The organism is Rhodoferax sp. GW822-FHT02D07 (genome assembly GCF_058802405.1).
Genome location: NZ_JBXAOD010000003.1, coordinates 491,607 through 511,488, shown reverse-complemented (window position 1 = coordinate 511,488; position 19,882 = coordinate 491,607). Strand labels below are relative to the sequence as shown.

At 61.7% G+C, this 19,882-nt stretch carries 21 protein-coding genes; 8 read left to right on the top strand and 13 right to left on the bottom strand.

Annotated elements, in window-relative coordinates:
• Nucleotides 1–260: 260 nt before the first annotated feature.
• From rsmG to mnmG, 4 genes are read right to left on the bottom strand one after another with little or no spacing between them, the layout of a single operon-like run.
• The gene (gene rsmG / locus AC1RNN_RS10585) at nucleotides 261–938 is read right to left on the bottom strand and encodes a 16S rRNA (guanine(527)-N(7))-methyltransferase RsmG (RefSeq protein WP_493088831.1); all 678 of its coding nucleotides are present in this window, start codon (nucleotides 936–938) and stop codon (nucleotides 261–263) included.
• Nucleotides 925–1,458 (bottom strand): DUF4124 domain-containing protein, encoded by a 534-nt coding sequence (locus AC1RNN_RS10580; protein ID WP_493088830.1) that lies wholly within the window; start codon nucleotides 1,456–1,458, stop codon nucleotides 925–927. The genes rsmG and AC1RNN_RS10580 overlap by 14 nt, the downstream gene beginning before the upstream one ends.
• 11 nt (nucleotides 1,459–1,469) lie before the next feature.
• Nucleotides 1,470–2,129, bottom strand: a complete 660-nt coding sequence (locus tag AC1RNN_RS10575; protein ID WP_493088828.1) for a hypothetical protein — start codon at nucleotides 2,127–2,129, stop codon at nucleotides 1,470–1,472.
• A gap of 33 nt (nucleotides 2,130–2,162) precedes the next feature.
• On the bottom strand, nucleotides 2,163–4,181 hold the full coding sequence (gene mnmG, locus AC1RNN_RS10570) for a tRNA uridine-5-carboxymethylaminomethyl(34) synthesis enzyme MnmG (protein WP_493088826.1): 2,019 nt from the start codon (nucleotides 4,179–4,181) through the stop codon (nucleotides 2,163–2,165).
• 413 nt (nucleotides 4,182–4,594) lie between these two features.
• Here mnmG and AC1RNN_RS10565 point away from each other — a divergent pair, with 413 nt between their 5' ends.
• Nucleotides 4,595–5,179 (top strand): NADPH-dependent FMN reductase, encoded by a 585-nt coding sequence (locus tag AC1RNN_RS10565; protein WP_493088824.1) that lies wholly within the window; start codon nucleotides 4,595–4,597, stop codon nucleotides 5,177–5,179.
• 84 nt (nucleotides 5,180–5,263) lie between these two features.
• Here the strand turns inward: AC1RNN_RS10565 and AC1RNN_RS10560 are convergent, their stop codons facing one another.
• Entirely contained in the window at nucleotides 5,264–6,718 is a 1,455-nt protein-coding gene (locus tag AC1RNN_RS10560) for an aldehyde dehydrogenase (RefSeq protein ID WP_493088822.1), read from the bottom strand.
• 176 nt (nucleotides 6,719–6,894) lie between these two features.
• On the opposite strand from AC1RNN_RS10560, the gene AC1RNN_RS10555 reads away from it, so the two are divergent.
• Nucleotides 6,895–7,890, top strand: a complete 996-nt coding sequence (locus AC1RNN_RS10555) for a helix-turn-helix domain-containing protein (protein ID WP_493088821.1) — start codon at nucleotides 6,895–6,897, stop codon at nucleotides 7,888–7,890.
• A gap of 9 nt (nucleotides 7,891–7,899) precedes the next feature.
• On the opposite strand, the gene AC1RNN_RS10550 is transcribed toward AC1RNN_RS10555, so the two are convergent.
• Nucleotides 7,900–8,595: a Crp/Fnr family transcriptional regulator gene (locus AC1RNN_RS10550; protein ID WP_493088820.1), complete on the bottom strand. Its 696-nt coding sequence runs from the start codon at nucleotides 8,593–8,595 to the stop codon at nucleotides 7,900–7,902.
• Between the two features lie 159 nt (nucleotides 8,596–8,754).
• Between AC1RNN_RS10550 and AC1RNN_RS10545 the strand changes: the two genes are divergently transcribed.
• Nucleotides 8,755–10,392, top strand: a complete 1,638-nt coding sequence (locus AC1RNN_RS10545; protein ID WP_493088818.1) for a GMC family oxidoreductase — start codon at nucleotides 8,755–8,757, stop codon at nucleotides 10,390–10,392.
• A gap of 54 nt (nucleotides 10,393–10,446) precedes the next feature.
• Nucleotides 10,447–11,055 carry a glutathione transferase GstA gene (gene gstA / locus AC1RNN_RS10540; RefSeq protein ID WP_493088817.1) on the top strand — a complete coding sequence of 203 codons (609 nt, stop codon included), beginning with the start codon at nucleotides 10,447–10,449 and terminating at the stop codon, nucleotides 11,053–11,055.
• A 99-nt stretch (nucleotides 11,056–11,154) separates the two neighbouring features.
• Here gstA and AC1RNN_RS10535 read toward each other — a convergent pair whose 3' ends face one another.
• The 3 genes from AC1RNN_RS10535 to AC1RNN_RS10525 are packed head-to-tail and all read right to left on the bottom strand — an operon-like array spanning nucleotide 11,155 to nucleotide 13,202.
• Entirely contained in the window at nucleotides 11,155–11,571 is a 417-nt protein-coding gene (locus AC1RNN_RS10535; protein WP_493088815.1) for a hypothetical protein, read from the bottom strand.
• Nucleotides 11,568–13,040 (bottom strand): HEAT repeat domain-containing protein, encoded by a 1,473-nt coding sequence (locus AC1RNN_RS10530; RefSeq protein ID WP_493088813.1) that lies wholly within the window; start codon nucleotides 13,038–13,040, stop codon nucleotides 11,568–11,570. Before AC1RNN_RS10530 ends, AC1RNN_RS10535 begins: the two co-directional genes overlap by 4 nt.
• Before the next feature lie 3 nt (nucleotides 13,041–13,043).
• Nucleotides 13,044–13,202: a hypothetical protein gene (locus AC1RNN_RS10525; RefSeq protein ID WP_493088812.1), complete on the bottom strand. Its 159-nt coding sequence runs from the start codon at nucleotides 13,200–13,202 to the stop codon at nucleotides 13,044–13,046.
• 381 nt (nucleotides 13,203–13,583) lie between these two features.
• On the opposite strand from AC1RNN_RS10525, the gene AC1RNN_RS10520 reads away from it, so the two are divergent.
• Both AC1RNN_RS10520 and AC1RNN_RS10515 read left to right on the top strand, forming a co-directional pair.
• Nucleotides 13,584–14,057: an Lrp/AsnC family transcriptional regulator gene (locus AC1RNN_RS10520; protein WP_493088810.1), complete on the top strand. Its 474-nt coding sequence runs from the start codon at nucleotides 13,584–13,586 to the stop codon at nucleotides 14,055–14,057.
• A 10-nt stretch (nucleotides 14,058–14,067) separates the two neighbouring features.
• A complete protein-coding gene (locus AC1RNN_RS10515) occupies nucleotides 14,068–14,832 on the top strand; it encodes an NRDE family protein (RefSeq protein ID WP_493088808.1) in 765 nt (254 codons plus the stop codon).
• Between the two features lie 11 nt (nucleotides 14,833–14,843).
• Here the strand turns inward: AC1RNN_RS10515 and AC1RNN_RS10510 are convergent, their stop codons facing one another.
• A complete protein-coding gene (locus tag AC1RNN_RS10510) occupies nucleotides 14,844–15,248 on the bottom strand; it encodes a DUF1801 domain-containing protein (protein WP_493088807.1) in 405 nt (134 codons plus the stop codon).
• Nucleotides 15,249–15,366: 118 nt separating this feature from the next.
• On the opposite strand from AC1RNN_RS10510, the gene AC1RNN_RS10505 reads away from it, so the two are divergent.
• A complete protein-coding gene (locus AC1RNN_RS10505; RefSeq protein ID WP_493088805.1) occupies nucleotides 15,367–16,521 on the top strand; it encodes a metallophosphoesterase in 1,155 nt (384 codons plus the stop codon).
• 92 nt (nucleotides 16,522–16,613) lie between these two features.
• Here the strand turns inward: AC1RNN_RS10505 and minE are convergent, their stop codons facing one another.
• The 3 genes from minE to minC are packed head-to-tail and all read right to left on the bottom strand — an operon-like array spanning nucleotide 16,614 to nucleotide 18,513.
• On the bottom strand, nucleotides 16,614–16,877 hold the full coding sequence (minE, locus tag AC1RNN_RS10500) for a cell division topological specificity factor MinE (protein ID WP_479595895.1): 264 nt from the start codon (nucleotides 16,875–16,877) through the stop codon (nucleotides 16,614–16,616).
• Between the two features lie 3 nt (nucleotides 16,878–16,880).
• On the bottom strand, nucleotides 16,881–17,696 hold the full coding sequence (gene minD / locus AC1RNN_RS10495) for a septum site-determining protein MinD (protein ID WP_493088804.1): 816 nt from the start codon (nucleotides 17,694–17,696) through the stop codon (nucleotides 16,881–16,883).
• Between the two features lie 37 nt (nucleotides 17,697–17,733).
• Complete coding sequence (gene minC, locus AC1RNN_RS10490; RefSeq protein ID WP_493088802.1) at nucleotides 17,734–18,513, bottom strand: septum site-determining protein MinC; 780 nt, start codon at nucleotides 18,511–18,513, stop codon at nucleotides 17,734–17,736.
• A 418-nt stretch (nucleotides 18,514–18,931) separates the two neighbouring features.
• On the opposite strand from minC, the gene AC1RNN_RS10485 reads away from it, so the two are divergent.
• The gene (locus AC1RNN_RS10485) at nucleotides 18,932–19,876 is read left to right on the top strand and encodes an alpha/beta fold hydrolase (RefSeq protein ID WP_493088800.1); all 945 of its coding nucleotides are present in this window, start codon (nucleotides 18,932–18,934) and stop codon (nucleotides 19,874–19,876) included.
• Nucleotides 19,877–19,882 lie beyond the last annotated feature (6 nt).

Here is a 19,882-nt window from a genome sequence, read left to right as displayed (position 1 = left end):
CCCGCTACGCGCCAGGAGTACGCCCCGCCGTTCGTGTCCCCCGCCCGCTGCGCGGGCTCCTCCTTTACCTCACTTTGGGGCGCACCCCTGCCACGCAGCTGCGAACAGCGAGTGGGTTCCCCACCGCTAGCAAACACAAACCACCTCGGCAGGCTGGGTTGGGCTATGCGTTTTGCGTAGGTAAAGGAGGAGGCCGAAGGCCGGGGGACACGAAGCAAAAGGCATAGCCCAACCCGGCCCCCCCAGAAGCAGTAAAGAAGTTAATCCCGCTTCCGCATCCAAACAATGCACCGCTCCGCATCCAGCCCCGGCACAGAAAGTTGTTCCACGTGAAACACCTCCACCGAGGAAGGCAGTGCAGCCATCTCTTCCGCCGGATGCTTGCCCTTCATCCCCATCCACACGCCCTGCCCCGCCAGCGCCTTTTCCGACCAGGTCGTGAAATCCACCAGTGAGGCAAACGCCCGCGAACTGACCACGTCGTACGGTTCGGTCAGGCTTTCCACCCGCGCGTGGATGCCCCGCAGATTCGGCAGTTTCAACGTCACTGCCACCTGCTGGATAAAGGCTGCCTTCTTGGCCACCGTGTCCACACAGTGCACCGTGATGTGCGGGCAGCAAATGGCAATCACGATGCCCGGCAACCCGGCGCCCGAACCGACATCGAGCAAACGGGGTTTGTCACCCACCACGCCCTGCCCTGCCAATACCGCCAGCTGCTTTTGCAAAGGCGCGATGACGGCCAGGCTGTCCAACAGGTGGTGCGTCAGCATCTCGTCCGGGTCGCGCACGGCGGTCAGGTTGTAGACCTTGGTCCACTTTCCGATCAGTGCCAGGTAGTCCAGTAGTGCAGTGATTTGCGTGTCGTCCAGCAACAGGCCCAAGGTCGGGAGCGATTGGACCAAGACTTCGCGGTGGTTCAGGTTAGGGGCAGGCAACGGACACCTCGTTCTGCAGTTTGGCGTATTCCATCTTTTCCTTGTCAGTCATCTTGGAGAGTCGGGCCTTGGCATCGTCGCGCACCTGGCGCAGCACGCGGCAGCTGGCCTCGTCGGGTTTTCCGGTGGGACGGGTCTGGCCCGACGCGCGCCAAGCTTTCTCCACCTGGTCGCCACAGCGGCTTTCGAACTCCGACACCGCGCGCTTGATCTCCTCCAGCCCGGCCTCGGACCGCAACAGCTGGGACGCCTTGTCGCCCAGCGACTGGCACTCAGGGCTCAATCCAGCTTGCACCTGCTGGCGCTTGGCCTGCTCCAACGCCGTCGTGGGCTCTGCAGGCGGTGCGGGTTTGGGGGTCGATTTGGTGATGCCGGGCACCGTCGAACCCGTTTGGTCCGCGGCACAGGCGTGGTCGCTGAACACCACCTTGCCGTCCGTGCCCTTGCACTTGAACACCTCGGCCTGGGCTGGCGCAGCCAGCCAAGTCAGCCATGCGGCCACGACGAAGAGGCGGGACATTTGCATCACATTCAGTTCCAGCAGTTGGCCGATTGGCCGGGCGAGTTCACCCAGTAGCGGCCATGGCCACCGATGCCTGCGCCCAAGCGGCCCTGCAAACCCCAGACATCGCCACGCGCTTCGTGGTCATAGTTCTGGTCGTCCACATAGTTGCCGCCATCAGCAAAGGTTGCCATGCGCCAGCCCGGGCCCAGCTCGCGCTCGCACATCACATTGGCTTTCATTTCGGAATCGATGGTGGCGCCCATCACCGCCTGGGTCGCGGCGAGTTCGCCGCGCGTCCAGCCGTGGCCGCTCAGGCCGCCGGGGCGGGGAATGTCGCCCTTCCTGATGCACAGCAGGGGCAGCACGATGCGGCAGCTGGTGTCCCCCACCGTGGGGTTGCAACCACCCTTGTAGGGACGGTCCAGCGTGGAGTCGCCCGCATCGCATTCCAGGCTGGCTACATCCTTGGGATCGTTGTCTTCGAGCTTGGCCAGACCGAAGGTCATACCGTAGCCGATGGGCTTGTTGCCCGCGGCAGGCTCGGGCGCACTGGCGGGCGGCGCAAGCGGGGCGCCGGACGGCGCCACTACCACAGGCGGAGCCTTGGGTGCAGCGCACTTCTTGAGCACCAGAGGGATGACCAGAATCCCGACCAGCGTCAACACCAGCACAATCGCACGCGGCATGCCCGCCCTCCCCTTGTTATCAAGCGGGCTAGTTTACGCCGCGACTTTTTCGGCAAAACCGCGGAAGTTGCCTTTTTTCAGGTGGATGAGCAGCAGCGAGATGGTGGCCGGGGTGATGCCGGACAGGCGCGAAGCCTGGCCCAGGGTTTCGGGCCGGTACTTGTTCAGGCGCTGACGCGCCTCGATGCTCAGGGCACTGACCTGCATGTAGTCCAGCTCAGCCGGCAGGCGCAGGTTCTCGTAGTGGGCGGCACGCTCCACTTCGTCCTTCTGGCGGTCGATGTAGCCGGAGTATTTGGCGGCAATCTCCACCTGCTCCACCACGGCCGCCACAAAAGCTGCCTCCGCTGTTTCACGTGGAACGTCGGCAGCCAAGTCAGCATTGGCGTACTTGCCATGGTCCAGCGACATGAGTGCGGCGTAGCTGATGTTGGGCCGGCGCAGCAAATCGGCCAGGTGGTATTCGTGCTCGATGGCCTTGCCCAACACGCGCTCGGATTCTTCGGCGGCCAGATTGCGCGGATTCACCCAGATGGCTTTGAGGCGTTCTGTTTCACGTGAAACAGCGTCACGCTTGCGGCAGAAGGCATCCCAGCGCGCGTTGTCCACCAGGCCTAGCTGGCGGCCCACTTCGGTCAGACGGGCGTCGGCGTTGTCCTCGCGCAGCTGCAGCCGAAACTCGGCCCGGCTGGTGAACATGCGATAGGGCTCGGTCACGCCCTTGGTGATTAGGTCGTCCACCAGCACGCCCAGGTAGGCCTGATCGCGGCCGGGCAACCAGCTGTCACCGGTGTAGCTGGTGGAACCGGCAGCGCTCAACGCTACATCGCCGCCACCCAAAGCGCGCACCTGCAGCGCGGCGTTGATACCGGCGAACAGGCCTTGGGCCGCCGCTTCTTCGTAACCCGTGGTGCCGTTGATCTGGCCGGCAAAGAACAGGCCGCCGATCTGGCGCGTCTCGAAGCTGCTCTTGAGGGAACGCGGGTCGAAGTAGTCGTACTCGATAGCGTAGCCCGGACGCAGGATGTGCGCGTTCTCCAGACCGGCCATGCTGCGCACCAGGTCGTACTGCACATCAAACGGCAGGCTGGTGCTGATGCCGTTGGGGTAGTACTCGTGCGTGGTCAGGCCTTCGGGTTCCAGAAAAATCTGGTGGCTGTCCTTGTCCGCAAATCGGTTGATCTTGTCTTCCACGCTCGGGCAGTAACGCGGGCCCACGCCTTCGATCTTGCCGGTGAACATGGGGCTGCGGTCAAAGCCAGAGCGGATGATCTCGTGCGTGCGCTCGTTGGTATGGGTGATCCAGCAGGGCACCTGCTGCGGGTGCATGGCGGTGTTGCCCATGAAGCTGGCCACCGGCATCACGTCGCTCATTCCACCGGGCACGCCGTCACCGGGCTGCTCGACGCACTTGGAAAAGTCGATACTTCGGCCGTCGATGCGTGGCGGCGTGCCGGTCTTCAAACGTCCTTGGGGCAGCTTCAATTCTTTCAGTCGCGCGGACAGCGATTGGGCCGGTGGGTCCCCTGCCCGGCCAGCGGCGTAGTTGTTCAGCCCCACGTGGATCTTGCCGTCCAGGAAAGTCCCCGCCGTCAGCACCACGGTCTTGGCGCGGAAGCGGATGCCCACCTGGGTGACGGCGCCCACCACGCGGTCGCCCTCCACCATCAGGTCGTCCACGGCCTGCTGGAACAGGGAGAGGTTCTGCTGGTTTTCCAGCATGCGGCGGATGGCGGCCTTGTAGAGCACGCGGTCAGCCTGGGCACGCGTGGCACGCACGGCCGGACCCTTGCTGCTATTGAGAATGCGGAACTGGATGCCCGATTCGTCCGTGGCCAAGGCCATGGCGCCGCCCAGCGCGTCCACCTCTTTCACCAAGTGGCCCTTACCGATGCCGCCGATGCTGGGGTTGCAGCTCATCTGGCCCAGAGTCTCGATGTTGTGGGTGAGCAGCAGCGTCTTGCAGCCCATGCGGGCGGCAGCGAGCGCGGCCTCGGTGCCGGCATGGCCGCCGCCAACGACGATGACATCGAATTCTTGTGGGTAGAGCATGGTGGTCTGTTCGGGCGCACCGATAGAGACAGGGGATGTGCGCCAAATGAGGGGGAAGGCAGCGATTTTACCGGGTGCCTGATTTTTTGGCACCTTATGGGCATTCGGTCATTGCTCGGTTCCGTTACCTCGGGATTCAGCGGACGGGATGTCCTGCGCCGTTCGTGTCCCCCGGCCCGTGAGGGGCCTCCTCCTTTACCTCACTTTGCAGAGCACCCACCCCACTGGATCTTGCACCATGTTTGCGCACGACCGTCGGCATACAACACATCGAGCGGCAGGGATGGGGCGTGCGTTTTGCGCAGGTAAAGGAGGAGCCCGCGCAGCGGGCGGGGGACACGGAGCAAAACGTGCGCCCCATCCCTGCTGCGGGCAAAGAACAAAAACAATAACCCGCGGCGACAATACAACCCATGACCAAACTTCTGATCTTCGCCGGCAGCACCCGCCAACACTCCTTCAACCGCCGCCTCGCCCATGTGGCCGCCGCCATGGCGCGCGAGGCTGGCGCCGAGGTCACGCACCTGGAACTGAGCGACTTCAACATCCCGCTTTACAACGCCGACCTGGAAGCCAGCGGCACGCCGCCCGATGTGATCCGCCTCAAGGAAGTCATGGACGCGCACCCGGCCTGGATCATCGTCTCGCCCGAGTACAACGGCAGCTACACCGGCCTGCTCAAGAACACGCTGGATTGGGCCAGCAGCCCCGTCAAAGGCCACCCGGTCTGGGCAGACGGTGAAAAGCCGTTTGGCGGCAAAGTGGTGGGGCTACTCAGTGCCTCGCCCGGCGCACTCGGAGGTTTGCGCTCACTCAGCCATTTGCAGCCCATGTTGCTCGCCCTGCACTGCTGGCTTGCACCCAAACAGTTTGCGCTGGGCTCAGCAGGCAAAGCGTTTGACGAACAAGGCCAGCTCACCGACGCGCGTCAGCGTCAGGGTGTGCAAGCTGTGGTGGACCAGGTGCTGTGGGCAGCACCCCGCTTGGCCAACAACTAAGTACCAAATAGGGCTCTAGCCCCCATAGACATTGCGCGAGCAGCTGCTATTTATATAGCAAACTGACACGCCGCCGCGCCGCACTCAGAACGGGTAGTGGCGCGGTGTGGTCTGCAGCGTGATCCAGCGCAGCTCGGTGAACTCAGCCACACCGGCCTTGCCACCAAAACGGCCCATGCCGCTGCCCTTCACACCGCCAAACGGCATTTGCGCCTCGTCGTGCACCGTGGGGCCGTTCACGTGGCAGATGCCAGAGTCGATGCGGCGCGCCACATTGAAGGCCCGCGCGATGTCGGCACCAAACACGGCCGACGACAGCCCGTACTCGTTGTCATTGGCGCAGGCCACAGCCTCGTCCACCCCGTTCACGCGCACCACGCATTTCACCGGGCCAAAGGTTTCCTCGTGGTAGATGCGCATCGCAGACGTCACGTGGTCCAGCACGGTAGCGGCCATCAGTGTGTTCTGCGCCTTGCCGCCACACAGCAGCTTGGCGCCCTTGGCCAGCGCATCGTCTATCAGCGCATTGCAATGCTCCACCGTGTTCATGCCAATCACCGAACCCAGCACCACCGGGTCGGGCTTGCGCGGGTCGCCCACGGGCAGCGCGGCGGCCTTGGCGGCAAACTGCTTCACAAACGCATCGGCAATCTTCTGGTCTACGACGATGCGCTCGGTGGACATGCAAATCTGCCCGCTGTTGGCGAAACAGCCAAAGGCCGCGCCATTCACGGCGTCCTCGATCACCGCGTCGTCCAGGATCACCATGGGTGCCTTGCCACCCAGCTCCAGCACCACGGGCTTGAGGTACTTGGCGCAGGTCATCGCAATGATCTTGCCCACCTTGGTGGAGCCCGTGAAGTTGACACGACGCACCGCCGGGTGCGCCACGACGGCCTCTACCACGGCACCCGCATCGGCCGGCGCATTGGTGATGTAGTTCACCACACCGGCCGGAAAGCCCGCGTCGGCAAAGGCCTCGACGATGAGCTGGTGGGTGCGCGGGCAGTTCTCGCTGCCCTTGAAGATCACCGTGTTGCCGCATGCCAGCGGCGTGGCAATGGCGCGCACACCCAGAATGATGGGCGCATTCCACGGCGCAATGCCCAGCACCACACCGACCGGCTGGCGCACACCCATGGCCAGGCTGCCGGGCACGTCAGACGGAATCACCTCGCCGCTGATCTGCGTGGTCAGCGACGCCGCCTCGCGAATCATGCCTGCGGCCAGGTGCACGTTGAAACCGGCCCACATGCCGGTGCCGCCGGTTTCGGCGCCCACAGCTTCGATGAATTGGGGCGTTTTAGCCTCCAACGCGTCGGCGGCCTTGAGCAGCAGCGCACGGCGCTCACCGGGGCCGGTCTGGCTCCAGGTCTTGAAGGCCTGCGCAGCGGCATCGGCCGCTTTCACCGCGTCGGCCACCGAGGCGGCAGGCGCGCGCGTGGCGACGCTTCCATCGAGCGGGTTACGACGCTCAAAGGTGGCACCCTTCTCGGCGGTGACGTTGAGGCCATTGATCAGCATGGACAAATCGGACATAGGGTTCTCCTTCGCAAAGCGGCTTCTGTAGGAAACCTCCATCCTAGGGACACGCGGGCGAGCCGGCTTTGCTGCCCGTGCACAAGCCACTGGCATAAACGCGCACACAGCCTAGGGATAACCCTTGAGAAGGCGGTGCGCCACAGCCGCAACACGCCGCCCATAATGCATTCACCATGCAGGCCACCCACCCCACCGGCCCCTCCCGTCCGCAGACAACCCAGGTCCTCAGCACCGACGATGTGGCGCCCCGCGAGCGCGCGCCGGTGTGGTGCGAGTGGGTTTGGAAGCAGTTCGGTGGTTTGCGCTCCGACCTGTACGGCGACACCGAGTTTGATGGCCACCTGCGCACCGGCCTTGCCGGTCACCTGATCCTGACCCGACTGGACGCCAACCGCCACCGCGTGATTCGCACCCGGGACATGGCACGTACCAGCGAAGAGGCCTACCTGAAGATCGTCGCACCACTGCGTGGGCGCGCTGGGGTCGAACAAGCGGGTCGCCAAGCTTGGATCGGCCCGGGCGCCTGGACGGTTTACGACACCACGGCGGACTACATGATCGCCAACCCCGAGCGGGTGGAACATCTCATCGTGATGGTACCCAAGGCCGAATTGTCAGACCAGGGCCTGCGGCTGGATGCGCTGATGGCAAGGCCCATCGGTGGCTCTGGCGGTGCCACCGGCATTGCGCGCGTGGCACTGAGCACGATGCGCAGCACCTTCGAAGAGCTGCCCCACATGAGTGCTGACGCAGCCCGGGGCGCTGGCGAACTGATCACACAGCTGGTGCGGCTCTCGCTGGTCGAACTGGCAGGCCAGCAAACGCCCCTCACGCAACGCGAGGCACTGAAGGACCGCATCCGCCACCATGTGGCCATGCACCTGCGCAACCCCGAGCTGTCGGCAGACCAGATTGCCACTGCCCTCCACTGCAGCAAGCGCCACCTCTACAACGCCTTTGCCGACGAAGCCCTGACCCTGGCCAGCTACATCCAGCAGCTGCGGCTCGATGCCTGCCTGCGCGAGCTGCGGCAGGTAGGCGCCAGCGCACGGCCCATCACCGAGATTGCCATGCATTGGGGTTTCAACAATCCCTCGCACTTCAGCCGCGTGTTCCGCGAACACACCGGGCAGAGCCCCAGCGAATTCCGCCAGGCCCTGCTCAACTAGCGCGCCCGCTCAGGCCAGGCCAGCCTCGCGCAACAAGGCGTCGGGCTCCAGGATGTCGATGCGGCCATAGCCCAGGCCCAGCACGCCGTTGCGTACAAAGTACTTGAGCTCCTTGGCCAGGGTCTGGCGCGTCACGCCCAGCATCATGGCCAGCTCCTCGTGCGAGACCTGCACCTTGGCACGCGCCTGCGGCGCCATGGTGGTGTCGCCATGCGAGAGCGAAATCAGCCGCCGCGCCACGCGGGTGCGGATGGAGCGCAGCATGGTGTCTTCCACCAAGGCAAACAGATTGCGCACCCGGGTGCACAGCAGTGCGGTAATGCCGTGGGCAAAACCGTTGCGCTGCATCAGGCGCTTGAAGTCGGCGGCCGAAATCACCAACAGCACCGACATTTCCAGCGCGGTCACGTCATGGGGGCGCTGGTGGCCGTCGAGCATCATGGTCTCGCCAAACCAGTTGCCCGGCTCCAGCATGGCCAGAATGCCCTCGCGCCCGTCCTCACCCAGGGTGGATACGCGCAGCATGCCCTGTAGCACGCCGTAGAAACCGCCGGAGTGATCGCCCTTGTGGTAGACCATGTCGCCGGGCTGCAGGGCCTGCAGGGTGGCCACAGCCAGCATCGCCTTGCGTTCAGCCAGCGGGAGGCTGCCGAACCAGGGATTGAGCGACATCGCGCGCAGCAATTCGGTTTTTGAGTAGCGCATCCATTTCTCCCCGGTGATTACCCTCGATTGTTCGTTTTTTAACAGTTTAGCGCTCCAACGGCGGTTAACGTCCCCCAAAGTTGTGGGTTCAACCACATTGGCCGCAATTCGCGGAATGAAGTCCACCCCCACGTGGGCTTTTCTCACACCTTGCTTTGTATGTCCTCACAAGAATTTGATTACATCGTCGTTGGCGGCGGCTCTGCCGGTTGCGTGGTGGCCAGCCGACTCAGCGAAGACCCATCCCTTACCGTCTGCCTGCTCGAAGCCGGCGGCCCCGACACCAGCGCCTTCATCCACGCGCCGCTGGGCTTTGCCGCCACCGCGCCGCTGGGCATCTTCAACTGGAACTACGAGAGCGTGCCCCAACCCGGCTTGGGCGGGCGGCGCGGCTTTGCGCCGCGCGGCAAGGTACTGGGCGGCAGCAGCTCGCTCAACGCCATGGTCTACACCCGCGGCAACCCGGCCGACTACGACCGCTGGGCTGCCCAGGGCAACCCGGGCTGGAGCTATGCCGAGGTGCTACCCCTGTTCAAGCAGGCCGAACACAACCAGTGCTTTGGCGCCAATGAATACCGCGGCACCGGCGGCCCGCTCAATGTGACGTATCTGCGCAGCCCCAGCCCGCTCAACACCGCGTTTCTGGACGCCTGCGAAAGCCAGGGTCTGCCGCGTACGCCCGACTACAACGGCGCCCAGCAATGGGGCTGCGCCCCGGCACAAGTCACGCAAAAAGACGGTGAACGCTGGAGCGCCGCCAAGGCCTACATCACCCCGCACCGCAGCCGTCCCAACCTCACCGTCATCACCCAGGCCCATACCTGCAAGGTACTGCTGGAGGGCACGAATGGCCACCAGCACGCCACGGGGGTGCAGTACCTGCACAAGGGCCAGTTGCAAGAAGTGCGCGCGCGGCGCGAGGTGGTGCTCAGCAGCGGTGCCTTTGGCTCGCCGCAGATCCTCATGCTCTCGGGCGTGGGCCCGGCTGAGCATCTGCGCGAACTGGGCATCCCGGTGCGCCATGTACTGCCCGGCGTGGGCCAGAACCTGCAGGACCATGTGACCACGGTGCTCATCTACCGCACGGCGGCCCAGGACACCACCCTGGGCTTTTCGCTCAAGGGCGCGCTCACCATGATCAAGTCCGTCTTTGAATGGCGCAGCAAGCGCACTGGCTGGGTCACTACCAATGTGGCCGAGTCGCAAGGCTTCCTCAAAACCCAGCCCGACATGGAAGCGCCCGATATTCAGCTCGCCTTCTGCACTGGCATCGTGGACGACCACACGCGCAAGACACACCTGGGCCACGGCTACACCCTCCACGTGACGCTGATGCGCCCCAAGAGCCGCGGCAGCCTCACGCTTACCAGCGCCAAGCCCACCGACGCGCCACGCATCGATCCCGCCTACTTCAAGGACCCGGACGATCTGGAAACCATGGTACGCGGTACACAGATGGGCTTTGACATCATGCAGGCCCCCGCCCTGCAGGCGCACCGCGGCAAGATGCTTTACCCCCTGGAGCGCGACAACCGCACGCAGATCGAGCAATTCCTGCGCGTGCACTCCGACACCGAGTACCACCCTATCGGAACCTGCAAGATGGGCCCGGCCAGCGACCCGCTGGCGGTGGTGGACGCCGAGTTGCGCGTGCACGGCCTGCAGAGGCTACGTGTCGTGGACGCGTCCATCATGCCGGACCTGGTGACGGGCAACACCAACGCCCCCACCATCATGATTGCGGAGAAAGCGGCGCAGATGATCCTGCGCAGCACTCAGGCATCGGCCCGCGGTTAGCATGGCGGCCCGTGCCTGCCACCGCAGGCGCACCCCACCCCAAAGAGGATGACCATGAAGCTCTACTATTCTCCCGGCGCCTGTTCGCTGTCGCCGCACATTGCCCTGCACGAAGCCGGCCTGGCCTTTGAAGGCATCCTCACGCCGACCAAGACCCACAAGACTCCCGACGGCACCGACTACTACACCATCAACCCGCTGGGCTACGTGCCCTTCCTGGTGCTGGACGACGGCCGCACCCTGCACGAAGGCCCGGCCATCGTGCAGTACATCGCCGACCAGGTGCCCGCCAAACAACTCGCCCCCGCCAACGGCACCTACGAGCGTTACAAGCTGCAGGAATGGCTCACCTTCATCGGCACCGAGCTGCATAAGAACTTTTCGCCCCTCTTTGTGCCCAGCACGCCCGACGAGGTCAAGACCACCTTCCGCGAACGCCTGCTCTCCCGCCTCACTTGGGTGAACGAGCAACTGGCTGGCAAGAACTACCTGTTGGGTGACACATTCACCGTGGCCGACGGCTACCTCTTCACCGTCACCAACTGGGCGCGCCTCACCGGGCTGGACATTGCCGGCTTAACCCACTTGGGCGAGTACCGGGCCCGCGTGGGCGCCCGCCCGGCGGTGCAGGCCGCCATGCAGGCCGAAGGCCTGGGCAAATAAGCCGGCTTCACGGCACTACAGCAGGGCCCTTCGGGGCCCTTTTTGCTACGATTTTCATAGCTGCCTGCGCACAGACCACAAGAGCTAATGGGTTTTCGATTAACGAAATGTCACCCAAGAATAGTCGTCTGCGAAGTTAAGTGTCGCTTGTTCTTGCTTGCCATCTGCGTGATCGCGAAGCAGAAATCCACCGTTTGTGTGAACTTCATCGATCACAGCCTTGACGCCATCGGAAATCTCCGACTCCCAATTGTCATCATCCTCATGAGCATCTACTTGTTTGCTCCATTCAAAGTAGGGCTTGAAGCGCGCAAACCCTTCTGCTTCCGTGAAGTCGGCCGTGACCCACGGCATTTCGTAGCCTACAAAATTCAACTCACCCAAAGCCTCTTGCCCAAGTAATAAGGTCCACTGGTGCGCCGGCTCTTTCTTGGCTCTTGCGGGCCCATTGCGGGAAATGAATGCTTGGCGCGGGAAGAACCACCGTCTCAGAAACGGAAACATCGCAGGGATCATCGAGCCTCCATGCGCCTAGCGTAGATATCCATCACGGATCCCAACTCAGTGTTGGGCTCCAATCTGCTTATGGGCGTCCAGGCGCTAATGGCCCTCCATTGCTGTTTGGTGGGCGCTACGTAGACTTCGGCCACGCGGAGGCTCTGGAGAAAGTACGTAATGGGAAGAGTCAACTGATGCTGCAGAGCAGGAACAGCCGCCGAAGTGAAGGTAGCAAGATGCAAGCTTTGCCACAAAGGCATTCGGCGCGCACAGTTCAATATCAACTCAAAAAATGCAAGCTCCTCTCGCCGCATGCTCGTAGCCGCATTGAGTGCGTCTGTCGGTAAAGGGACGCCCAATTCAACCAGCTGCATAAATGCCCCCCGTACCACGAGCAAATCCGAGTCCAGCATGGCTTCTGCGATACGGGTAGATTGGTTTGCCGTATCAATAGCATTGGCAGCCACCAGCGCAGTTCTGCGAATCCCAGGATTTGCATCGCGCAAGGCACCCAGGCAAGCCGAAAGCCCTTCCTGTTTTTTAAGCTGCGCAAGACCTTCCAGTGCATAACGCCGCCGACGAGAACTACCCTCTGCACTGAGGACTTCCACATAGTCATTCAGCAGTCTCTCTGGCACATCCCTCGCCCAATGTTGCCCCAACCAGCGAATAGAGATTGAGTTATCCCAAATTGCTACGCCGACCAACACTTGTACATCCATCAATCCCTTGCGTTTCAAGGCAACGAGCAGTCCACGCCGTAACGGCATGGCGCTAACCTGGTGTAGCTTGGGGAACCACTCGACCAACTCAGCATCCGGTAAGTCGAAAATATCTCGCTCGACGCGACTGGCAATTGCCGGGTCTCCACACCCCATGGCGGCTTGAATACGTTCACGACCAGACCATGCAAGTGTTTGGATACACCTCGTCCAACAGGCGCGCCGAACCATGGCGTGCTTATGCATAAGGCCTGCCACGAGTGCTTCCCGTCCTGCCGCAGTAGCCAATCTGCGATCAATCACCTCATACACCGATTCGTAACTCACGCGACTTTTGGCTTGAAGCGCATCAAGCTCGGGAAGTGCATCGAACACGGCAGCAAGTGGTAGCTCGGCTAGCCACCTCTGACTCAGTTGGAGCGCCAACTCACGATTGCCGTACACGTAGTCATTCAACCTCTGCAAAACTGGCTTGAGCGCCTCCGTTGCATCAAGCTGGATCAACGCCCTGAGACAGAACTCACGGACATACCCACTCCGGCTACCCAAGTTGGCCATGAAAACTGGAGAACCAAGAGATTGAACAGCATCCTCAGGCAGTAGTTTGGCGTTCAACCAGGCTGAATAGGCTTGGTCAAACCCTTCCCCTTGAACGGTGTAGTACCCAGAGGGGTCAATAGACTGAGGCCAGCTCACACGTTCTGCGTTTGGATTGGGTATCTTTTCCCCATACAGCAGTTTGTCCAAGAATTTCAGAAAGGACATCGCTCAAGCCTTTGGAGAATTGTTGGCCTTGCGCCGCACATGCAGGTGGGTTTGCACCGCATCACCCTCCCCGCTCTTGACCTCTTTCACATCCAGATAGGCGGCTTGCGCGTTGTCTGCATCGATGAGGACAGCAAGTTTTTGATTGATGTTGATGGCCATTGGCACGCTCCCTGTGTTTTTAAACATCGTACAGCGCGCTGTAATTGTTCCAAGATGTGCCTACAGCGTGAATTCAAGTCTTTCCAAGATTGCACGCACTTCTCATTGCTACGCTTTTCATAGCTGCCTGCACACATTTCACAGGGGCCAAAGCCAAAAAGCCCCGGAACATAGTGCGTCCGAGGCTGTTGGTTGCGGGGGCTGCCCTTGTGGGGCGGCTTGCACGGCGTGGGGCGGGTAAACCTTTGTTGCTGCTGGGCTGTGTGGATAACAGAGGACTCCAGTGTAGGCCGCCGGCCTCGGCAGCTGATTGCGTTATTGCGCACCAATGCCTTGTTTTTGGCATACTCTGCTCAATTCATGACAATTCAGGGCATATCCATGAAACTTGACCGCTACGACCAGCAAATTCTGGAAATTCTGCAGACCGACGGCCGCATCAACAACCAGGACCTGGCCGACCGCATCGGCCTCTCCCCCTCCCCCTGCCTGCGCCGCGTGCGTGCGCTGGAAGAATCCGGCCTCATCGTGGGCTACCGCGCCCTGCTGGACGCCAAGAAACTGGGCCTTTCGCTCATGGCCATTGTCCATATCTCCATGGACCGCCACACACCCGAGCGCTTCGCCAACTTCGAAGCCACCGTGGCCATCCTGCCCGAGGTGCTGGAATGCCTGCTCATCACCGGGCAGGATGCGGACTACCAGATCAAGGTCGCCGTGCGCGACATGGACCATTACCAGGCCCTGTTGCTCAACAAGCTCACCCGCATCGAAGGCGTCACCGGCGTGCACAGCAGCTTTGTGCTGCGCCGCGTGGTCGACAAGACCGCTCTCTCCGTCACCTCTGCGCCCTGACGCCCGCCCCATGTGCCTGATCGCCTGGAACTGGCAACCCGGCAGCGCCACGCCCCTGCTCTTGCTGGGCAACCGCGACGAGTTCTACGCCCGCCCAACCGCGCCCCTGCAGCACTGGACCGACGCCCCCGTCCTCGCCGGGCGCGACCTGCAGGCCGGCGGCACCTGGCTGGGCGTGGCGCCCGGGCCCACCGGTATGCGGCTTGCGGCACTCACCAACTACCGCAACCCCGTCTCCGCGCGCAACGATGCACCGTCACGTGGTGAATTGGTGGCCAACTTCTTGCGCAGCACCCAGAACGCAAAGTCTTTCCTGTCGGGCCTGCAAGCACAAGCCAGCGCTTACAACCCCTTCAACTTGCTGGTGTTCGACGGCCAGACCCTGCTGGGCCTGGAAAGCCGTGGCGCCCGCATCGTGACCATGGAACCTGGCCTGGGCGCCGTGTCCAATGCCGACTTCCACACCCCCTGGCCCAAGCTGCTGCAGCTGCGCACCGGGCTGGAAACGCAATTGGCACGTGGGGAAACTGAAGACGAACACCTCTGGCCACTGCTGCAATCACGCACGTTGGCAACAGATGCAGAGTTACCCAAGACAGGCGTGCCGCTGGAACTGGAACGCGCGCTGTCAGCCGTGTTTATTGCTACGCCCAATTACGGCACGCGGGCCAGCAGTGTGGTGCGGGTCCGTGAAAACCGTGTGGACTTTAGCGAACAGCGGTTTGGGTCCTATGAGGCTTTGGGAAAAAGTCAGCTGACCTTGGCTCGGGCCTGAAACAGTGCCTTCTATTTTTTGCGTTTAGTTTTGTTGGCATTGAGGGCCGCCGCCGCGCGCACCAGGGTCTTGAAGGCCTGGGCATCCAGCACATCGCCCTCGCGTATATCGATAGCACGCCGCACATTGCCATCCAGGCTGGAATTGAATAGTTGGCTGGGGTCATCCAGCGCAGCGCCTTTGGCAAAGGTCAGCTTGACCCAAGCCTTGTAATGCTCACCGGTACAGAGGATGCCGTCCTGGGACCAGACCGGGGTACCCATCCACTTCCATTCCTCCACTACGTCGGGCAAGGCTTCGTGGATCAGGGCACGCACCCTGGCCAGGGTGGCACCGCGCCAGTCATTTAAGTCGGCAATGCGCTGGTCAATCAGCGCAGCAGCCGATGGGCCTGAGCCGGGTTGCGTTGGTGCCATGTCTGCTCCCTCGTGGGTTGTGTGGGCCGATTTATAACAGTATCCCCCTTGAACCTCGCCCATCTCCCTCCATCTGCAAGACTTTCCACTCTGCTGCCCACCTTGCGCGGCACCCACCATGGCTGCTGCCCCGGTTCTCCTGATTTCCCTTGTTTTCCATGGCCTGATTGCCTGGCGCCTGTTGCCGGATCTGCCTGCTGATGCAGCTTGGCTACTGGGCAGTGTTTTGCTGGCGTCGGCACTGCTGGTACCTCGCGGTTTGATGGGGCGCGGCGCCAAACGCAACACCTGGAATACCGCCTTGGTATGGGTGGGCCTGTTGTGCATGGGTCTGTTTTCTTCCCTGCTGGTGCTCACCCTGCTGCGGGATGGCGTGCTGCTGGCCACCTGGCTGGCGCAAGCCCTGGGCCTGCCAATAGACTTGGCCCTCGTGCGCCGCAGCACGGCAGAAGCCGTGCCTTCGCTTGCCTTGCTGATGACGGCCCTCGGTTTCTGGAATGCACGCCGTACCGCCGCCGTGGTACGGGTGGATGTACCCATCCACAACCTGCCCGAGGCCTTGCACGGTTTCTCCATGGCCCAGATCAGCGATGTGCATGTGGGCCCGACCATCAAGACCCGCTACTTGCAGCGCATCGTGGACCGCGTGAACAGCCTGGGTGCCCACATGGTGGCCATTACCGGGGATCTGGTCGATGGCAGCGTGAAAGAGCTGGGCCGGCACGTACAGCCGCTGGCACAACTGCAATCCACACACGGTACCTTCTTTGTCACCGGCAACCATGAGTACTACAGCGGTGCCCATGGCTGGGTGGACGCGCTGCGCCAGCTGGGCATCCGCGTGCTGATGAACGAACACGTGGTCATCCACCACAGCCAGGACGCTCAAGACCCCGAGCCGGCCGCCGTCGTGGTAGCCGGTGTGGCGGACTACACCGCTCACTACTTTGATGAAAGCCACCGCAGCGACCCGCAGGCCGCCCTGGCACAAGCGCCGGACCATGCCGTCTTTAAACTCTTGTTGGCCCACCAGCCGCGCAGTGCACCGGCAGCAGCACAGGCAGGTTTTGACCTGCAACTCTCTGGTCATACCCACGGTGGCCAATTCTGGCCCTGGGGCTACTTTGTGCGCTTTCAGCAACCATTCACTGCCGGCCTGCACAAGCTGGGCGCACTGTGGGTCTACACCAGCCGGGGTACCGGCTACTGGGGCCCACCCAAGCGCTTTGGTGCACCGTCGGAAATCACGCTGTTGCGCCTGGTACGCGCCTAGGCGAAAAATTGAACCTACAAAAGAAAAAGCGCACTAGCCCTCATGGATAGTGCGCCAGCAGCTACTGAAACAGTAGCAAATTGCAGACAGACTTAACGTGCGTCAGGCAACTCGATCTTGACTTCCAGGGTTTCCAGATTGTCCTGGCGACCCTGGATGACTTTGATGTCAGCCGGATTGATCTTCACGTACTTGCTGATCACCGCCACTAGCTCGCGCTGGAGTTCGGGCAGGTAGTCGGGCTCGGAGGCACTGCGGCCTGCGCGCTCGTGGGCCAGAAGAATGGACAGGCGTTCCTTGGCCACACTGGCCGTGGTCTTCTTCTCACCGAGGAAAAAGGACAGTAATGAGGCCATGGCTTACTTGCCTCCGAACAGGCGCTTGAGCAGACCTTGCTTGGGTGCTTCGGTAAAGCGCAGCGGTTTGTCTTCACCCAGGAAACGGGCAATCACATCCTTGTAGGCTTCGGACACATCGCTGCCCTGCATGTGCACCGCGGGCACGCCCTGGTTGGACGCCTGCAGCACGGATTCGCTTTCTGGAATGACGCCAATCAGCTTGATACGCAGGATGTCCTGGATGTCTTCCAGCGACAGCATCTGGCCCTGGTCCACGCGCGAGGGGTTGTAGCGCGTGATCAGCAGGTGTTCCTTGATGGGTTCCGCACTGGTCATGGCACGCTTGGTCTTGCTCGACAGCATGCCCAGGATGCGGTCAGAGTCGCGCACCGAAGACACTTCGGGGTTGGTCACGACCAGCGCTTCGTCGGCAAAGTGCATGGCCATGAGCGCACCGGTTTCGATGCCAGCGGGCGAATCGCAGACGATGTACTCGAAGTCCATGGCGGCCAGATCCGTCAGCACCTTTTCCACGCCGTCCTGCGTCAGCGCATCCTTGTCACGGGTTTGCGAGGCGGCCAGCACGTAGAGGTTTTCGCACTGCTTGTCCTTGATGAGTGCCTGGTTCAGGTTGGCCTCACCCTGGATCACATTGATCAGGTCGTACACCACGCGGCGTTCGCAGCCCATGATCAGATCCAGGTTGCGCAGGCCCACGTCGAAATCAATCACAGCCGTCTTGTGGCCACGCAGGGCCAGACCGGTTGCAAAACTGGCACTGGTGGTGGTCTTGCCCACGCCGCCCTTGCCAGAAGTGACTACAACGATTTTTGCCATGGATGAAATTCTTTCCAGATAAAAAATTGAAATGCGCTCAGGCCTTCAGGGGCTCTATGAGCAATTTTTCCTGACCATCACTGCTCAGCCGCACCTGCGCTGCCTTGCCCTGCACCTCCTTGGGGAAAGCGTTTTCACTGGTGCGGTACACGCCCGCGATGGACACCAACTCGGGTTCCAGGCAGAGCGAGAAGATGCGTGCCTGGGTATTGCCACGCGCGCCGGCCATGGCCTTGCCGCGCAGCGGTGCGTAAACGTGGATGTTGCCATCAGCCGCAATCTCGGCCCCCTGGTTGACCATGGCCAGCACCACAAGATCACCGCCACGTGCATAGACCTTCTGGCCCGAGCGTAGCGGCTTGTCCACCACCATGGTGGCCGGGCCCGGTACCTCGCGCACCACCTCTTTGACGACTTCCTGCACCAGGGTTTTGGCGGGGGCCTCTGCCGCCTTGGTACGCACAATTTCCGCCGGTGCTTCCACCAGGCCTACAGCCAGGGCTGCAGCCACCCACTCCGCGCTGGCACCCCGCACGGCAACAGGCACCAGATTACAGCTGCGCAGCACCTTGAGCAGGGGCACCATGTCCTGTACCGGCGTGTCGGTCGGCAGCTGGGAAAAATCGATGACCAAGGCATCGTGGTCAAAAAAATCAGCGCTCTCACCGCCGCTGCCGAATTGCGCCGTGAGTTCTTCGGCCAACAGTGCCCAATCCGAGGTTTTGAGCAGCAAGGCCACCAGCGGCAGCTGGGCACTTTTGATTTCAAAGCTCGCAGGCTTGGAAATGGCGGCAGACCCTGCGGGTGAAGCTGGCATGGAGAGGTTTTGGAAGGGGGTAAATAAAAAGCTGGCAAATCTTACTTGATCGCCAAGCCTTTTTTGCCGGCTTCTGCCCTGCATCTTGCAGATGTTCACACATTTTTTTCAGACTGGAACTCTGGTGCATTACGTTGGAAAACTTGGCCTGCTGTTATTCAACTAAAGTCTTTATTTCAAATTAGTAGTAGTAGATAAGGATTGCCATCTTTTGTGGACAAGTGTTTTTTTATTTTTAAAATCAAATACTTGCATTCCTTCAACTCATGTGGGCGACCATGCTCCGGAGTTGTTCCCGCATCGAGGATAACTTGGACGCTTTTAAAAAATCTGTGGATAACTATTGGCTTGTTCCGAATTTATGCACAGGGTTGTTCCAGATGTTCGGGCGCTTGTGAAGCGGGTAAAGTTGCAGCCCATGAAATACCTCTTGCGTTTCCTTCTGGTCCTGCTGGTGAGCCTCATTGTGTTTTTTCTTGCCGGTGTGGTGGCCACCTGGGCACCGGACCGTTCGGTGGAACAACTGGCACCACGCTGGGCTTCGCCGCCGTCCACCTGGCTGGATGTGGCCGGCATGCGCGTTCACCTGCGCGATGAAGGGCCGCGTGATGATCCGCAGCCCATCGTGCTCCTGCACGGGACTTCGGCAAGCCTGCACACCTGGGATGGCTGGGCAGACCGCCTCAAGCAGAAGCGTCGCGTGATCCGCTTTGATCTGCCGGGCTACGGGCTCACAGGCCCGAGCCCGGAGAATGACTATTCGATCGAGGCCTATGTGCGCTTTGTGACCCAGGTGATGGACGCCCTGAAGGTGAAAACCTTTGTGCTCGGTGGCAACTCGTTGGGCGGGCACATCGCTTGGGCAACAGCTGTGGCCCAGCCCCAGCGGGTGAGCCGGCTGGTGCTGGTGGATTCAGCGGGTTATCCCATCGAATCGAAGTCTGTACCTCTGGGCTTTCAAGTTGCACGTCTGCCGGTTTTGCGCAATCTCATGGAATACGTGCTGCCCCGTGGCGTGATCCAGAGCAGTGTGCGCAATGTGTATGGGGACCCTTCCAAGGTCACACCCGAGCTGGTGGACCGCTATTACGAGCTCACTTTGCGTGCGGGCAACCGGGCGGCACTGGCGCGCCGGTTTGAACAGAGCTTGAGCGGCGACACAGAGGTACTCAAAACCCTCACAATGCCAAGCTTGGTGCTCTGGGGAGGGCGTGACCGGCTGATTCCACCTGACAATGCACAGAAGTTTGCCCGTGACCTTCCCCATGCCCGTGTGCAGCTGTTCGATGACCTGGGCCATGTGCCCCAGGAAGAAGACCCGCAGCGCACGGTCGAGGTACTCCAAGCCTTTCTGAACATATAAGACTGT

What these genes read in the sequence shown, in the direction of transcription:
- AC1RNN_RS10520 (WP_493088810.1), top strand. Translation starts at nt 13,584, where the DNA reads ATGAAACTTGACCGCTACGACCAGCAAATTCTGGAAATTCTGCAGACC.
- gstA (WP_493088817.1), top strand. Translation starts at nt 10,447, where the DNA reads ATGAAGCTCTACTATTCTCCCGGCGCCTGTTCGCTGTCGCCGCACATT.
- AC1RNN_RS10545 (WP_493088818.1), top strand. Translation starts at nt 8,755, where the DNA reads ATGTCCTCACAAGAATTTGATTACATCGTCGTTGGCGGCGGCTCTGCC.
- AC1RNN_RS10535 (WP_493088815.1), bottom strand. Translation starts at nt 11,571, where the DNA reads ATGATCCCTGCGATGTTTCCGTTTCTGAGACGGTGGTTCTTCCCGCGC.
- AC1RNN_RS10565 (WP_493088824.1), top strand. Translation starts at nt 4,595, where the DNA reads ATGACCAAACTTCTGATCTTCGCCGGCAGCACCCGCCAACACTCCTTC.
- AC1RNN_RS10510 (WP_493088807.1), bottom strand. Translation starts at nt 15,248, where the DNA reads ATGGCACCAACGCAACCCGGCTCAGGCCCATCGGCTGCTGCGCTGATT.
- AC1RNN_RS10555 (WP_493088821.1), top strand. Translation starts at nt 6,895, where the DNA reads ATGCAGGCCACCCACCCCACCGGCCCCTCCCGTCCGCAGACAACCCAG.
- AC1RNN_RS10550 (WP_493088820.1), bottom strand. Translation starts at nt 8,595, where the DNA reads ATGCGCTACTCAAAAACCGAATTGCTGCGCGCGATGTCGCTCAATCCC.
- AC1RNN_RS10515 (WP_493088808.1), top strand. Translation starts at nt 14,068, where the DNA reads ATGTGCCTGATCGCCTGGAACTGGCAACCCGGCAGCGCCACGCCCCTG.
- AC1RNN_RS10505 (WP_493088805.1), top strand. Translation starts at nt 15,367, where the DNA reads ATGGCTGCTGCCCCGGTTCTCCTGATTTCCCTTGTTTTCCATGGCCTG.
- AC1RNN_RS10525 (WP_493088812.1), bottom strand. Translation starts at nt 13,202, where the DNA reads ATGGCCATCAACATCAATCAAAAACTTGCTGTCCTCATCGATGCAGAC.
- AC1RNN_RS10560 (WP_493088822.1), bottom strand. Translation starts at nt 6,718, where the DNA reads ATGTCCGATTTGTCCATGCTGATCAATGGCCTCAACGTCACCGCCGAG.
- minD (WP_493088804.1), bottom strand. Translation starts at nt 17,696, where the DNA reads ATGGCAAAAATCGTTGTAGTCACTTCTGGCAAGGGCGGCGTGGGCAAG.
- minC (WP_493088802.1), bottom strand. Translation starts at nt 18,513, where the DNA reads ATGCCAGCTTCACCCGCAGGGTCTGCCGCCATTTCCAAGCCTGCGAGC.
- minE (WP_479595895.1), bottom strand. Translation starts at nt 16,877, where the DNA reads ATGGCCTCATTACTGTCCTTTTTCCTCGGTGAGAAGAAGACCACGGCC.
- mnmG (WP_493088826.1), bottom strand. Translation starts at nt 4,181, where the DNA reads ATGCTCTACCCACAAGAATTCGATGTCATCGTCGTTGGCGGCGGCCAT.
- AC1RNN_RS10580 (WP_493088830.1), bottom strand. Translation starts at nt 1,458, where the DNA reads ATGTCCCGCCTCTTCGTCGTGGCCGCATGGCTGACTTGGCTGGCTGCG.
- AC1RNN_RS10530 (WP_493088813.1), bottom strand. Translation starts at nt 13,040, where the DNA reads ATGTCCTTTCTGAAATTCTTGGACAAACTGCTGTATGGGGAAAAGATA.
- AC1RNN_RS10575 (WP_493088828.1), bottom strand. Translation starts at nt 2,129, where the DNA reads ATGCCGCGTGCGATTGTGCTGGTGTTGACGCTGGTCGGGATTCTGGTC.
- AC1RNN_RS10485 (WP_493088800.1), top strand. Translation starts at nt 18,932, where the DNA reads ATGAAATACCTCTTGCGTTTCCTTCTGGTCCTGCTGGTGAGCCTCATT.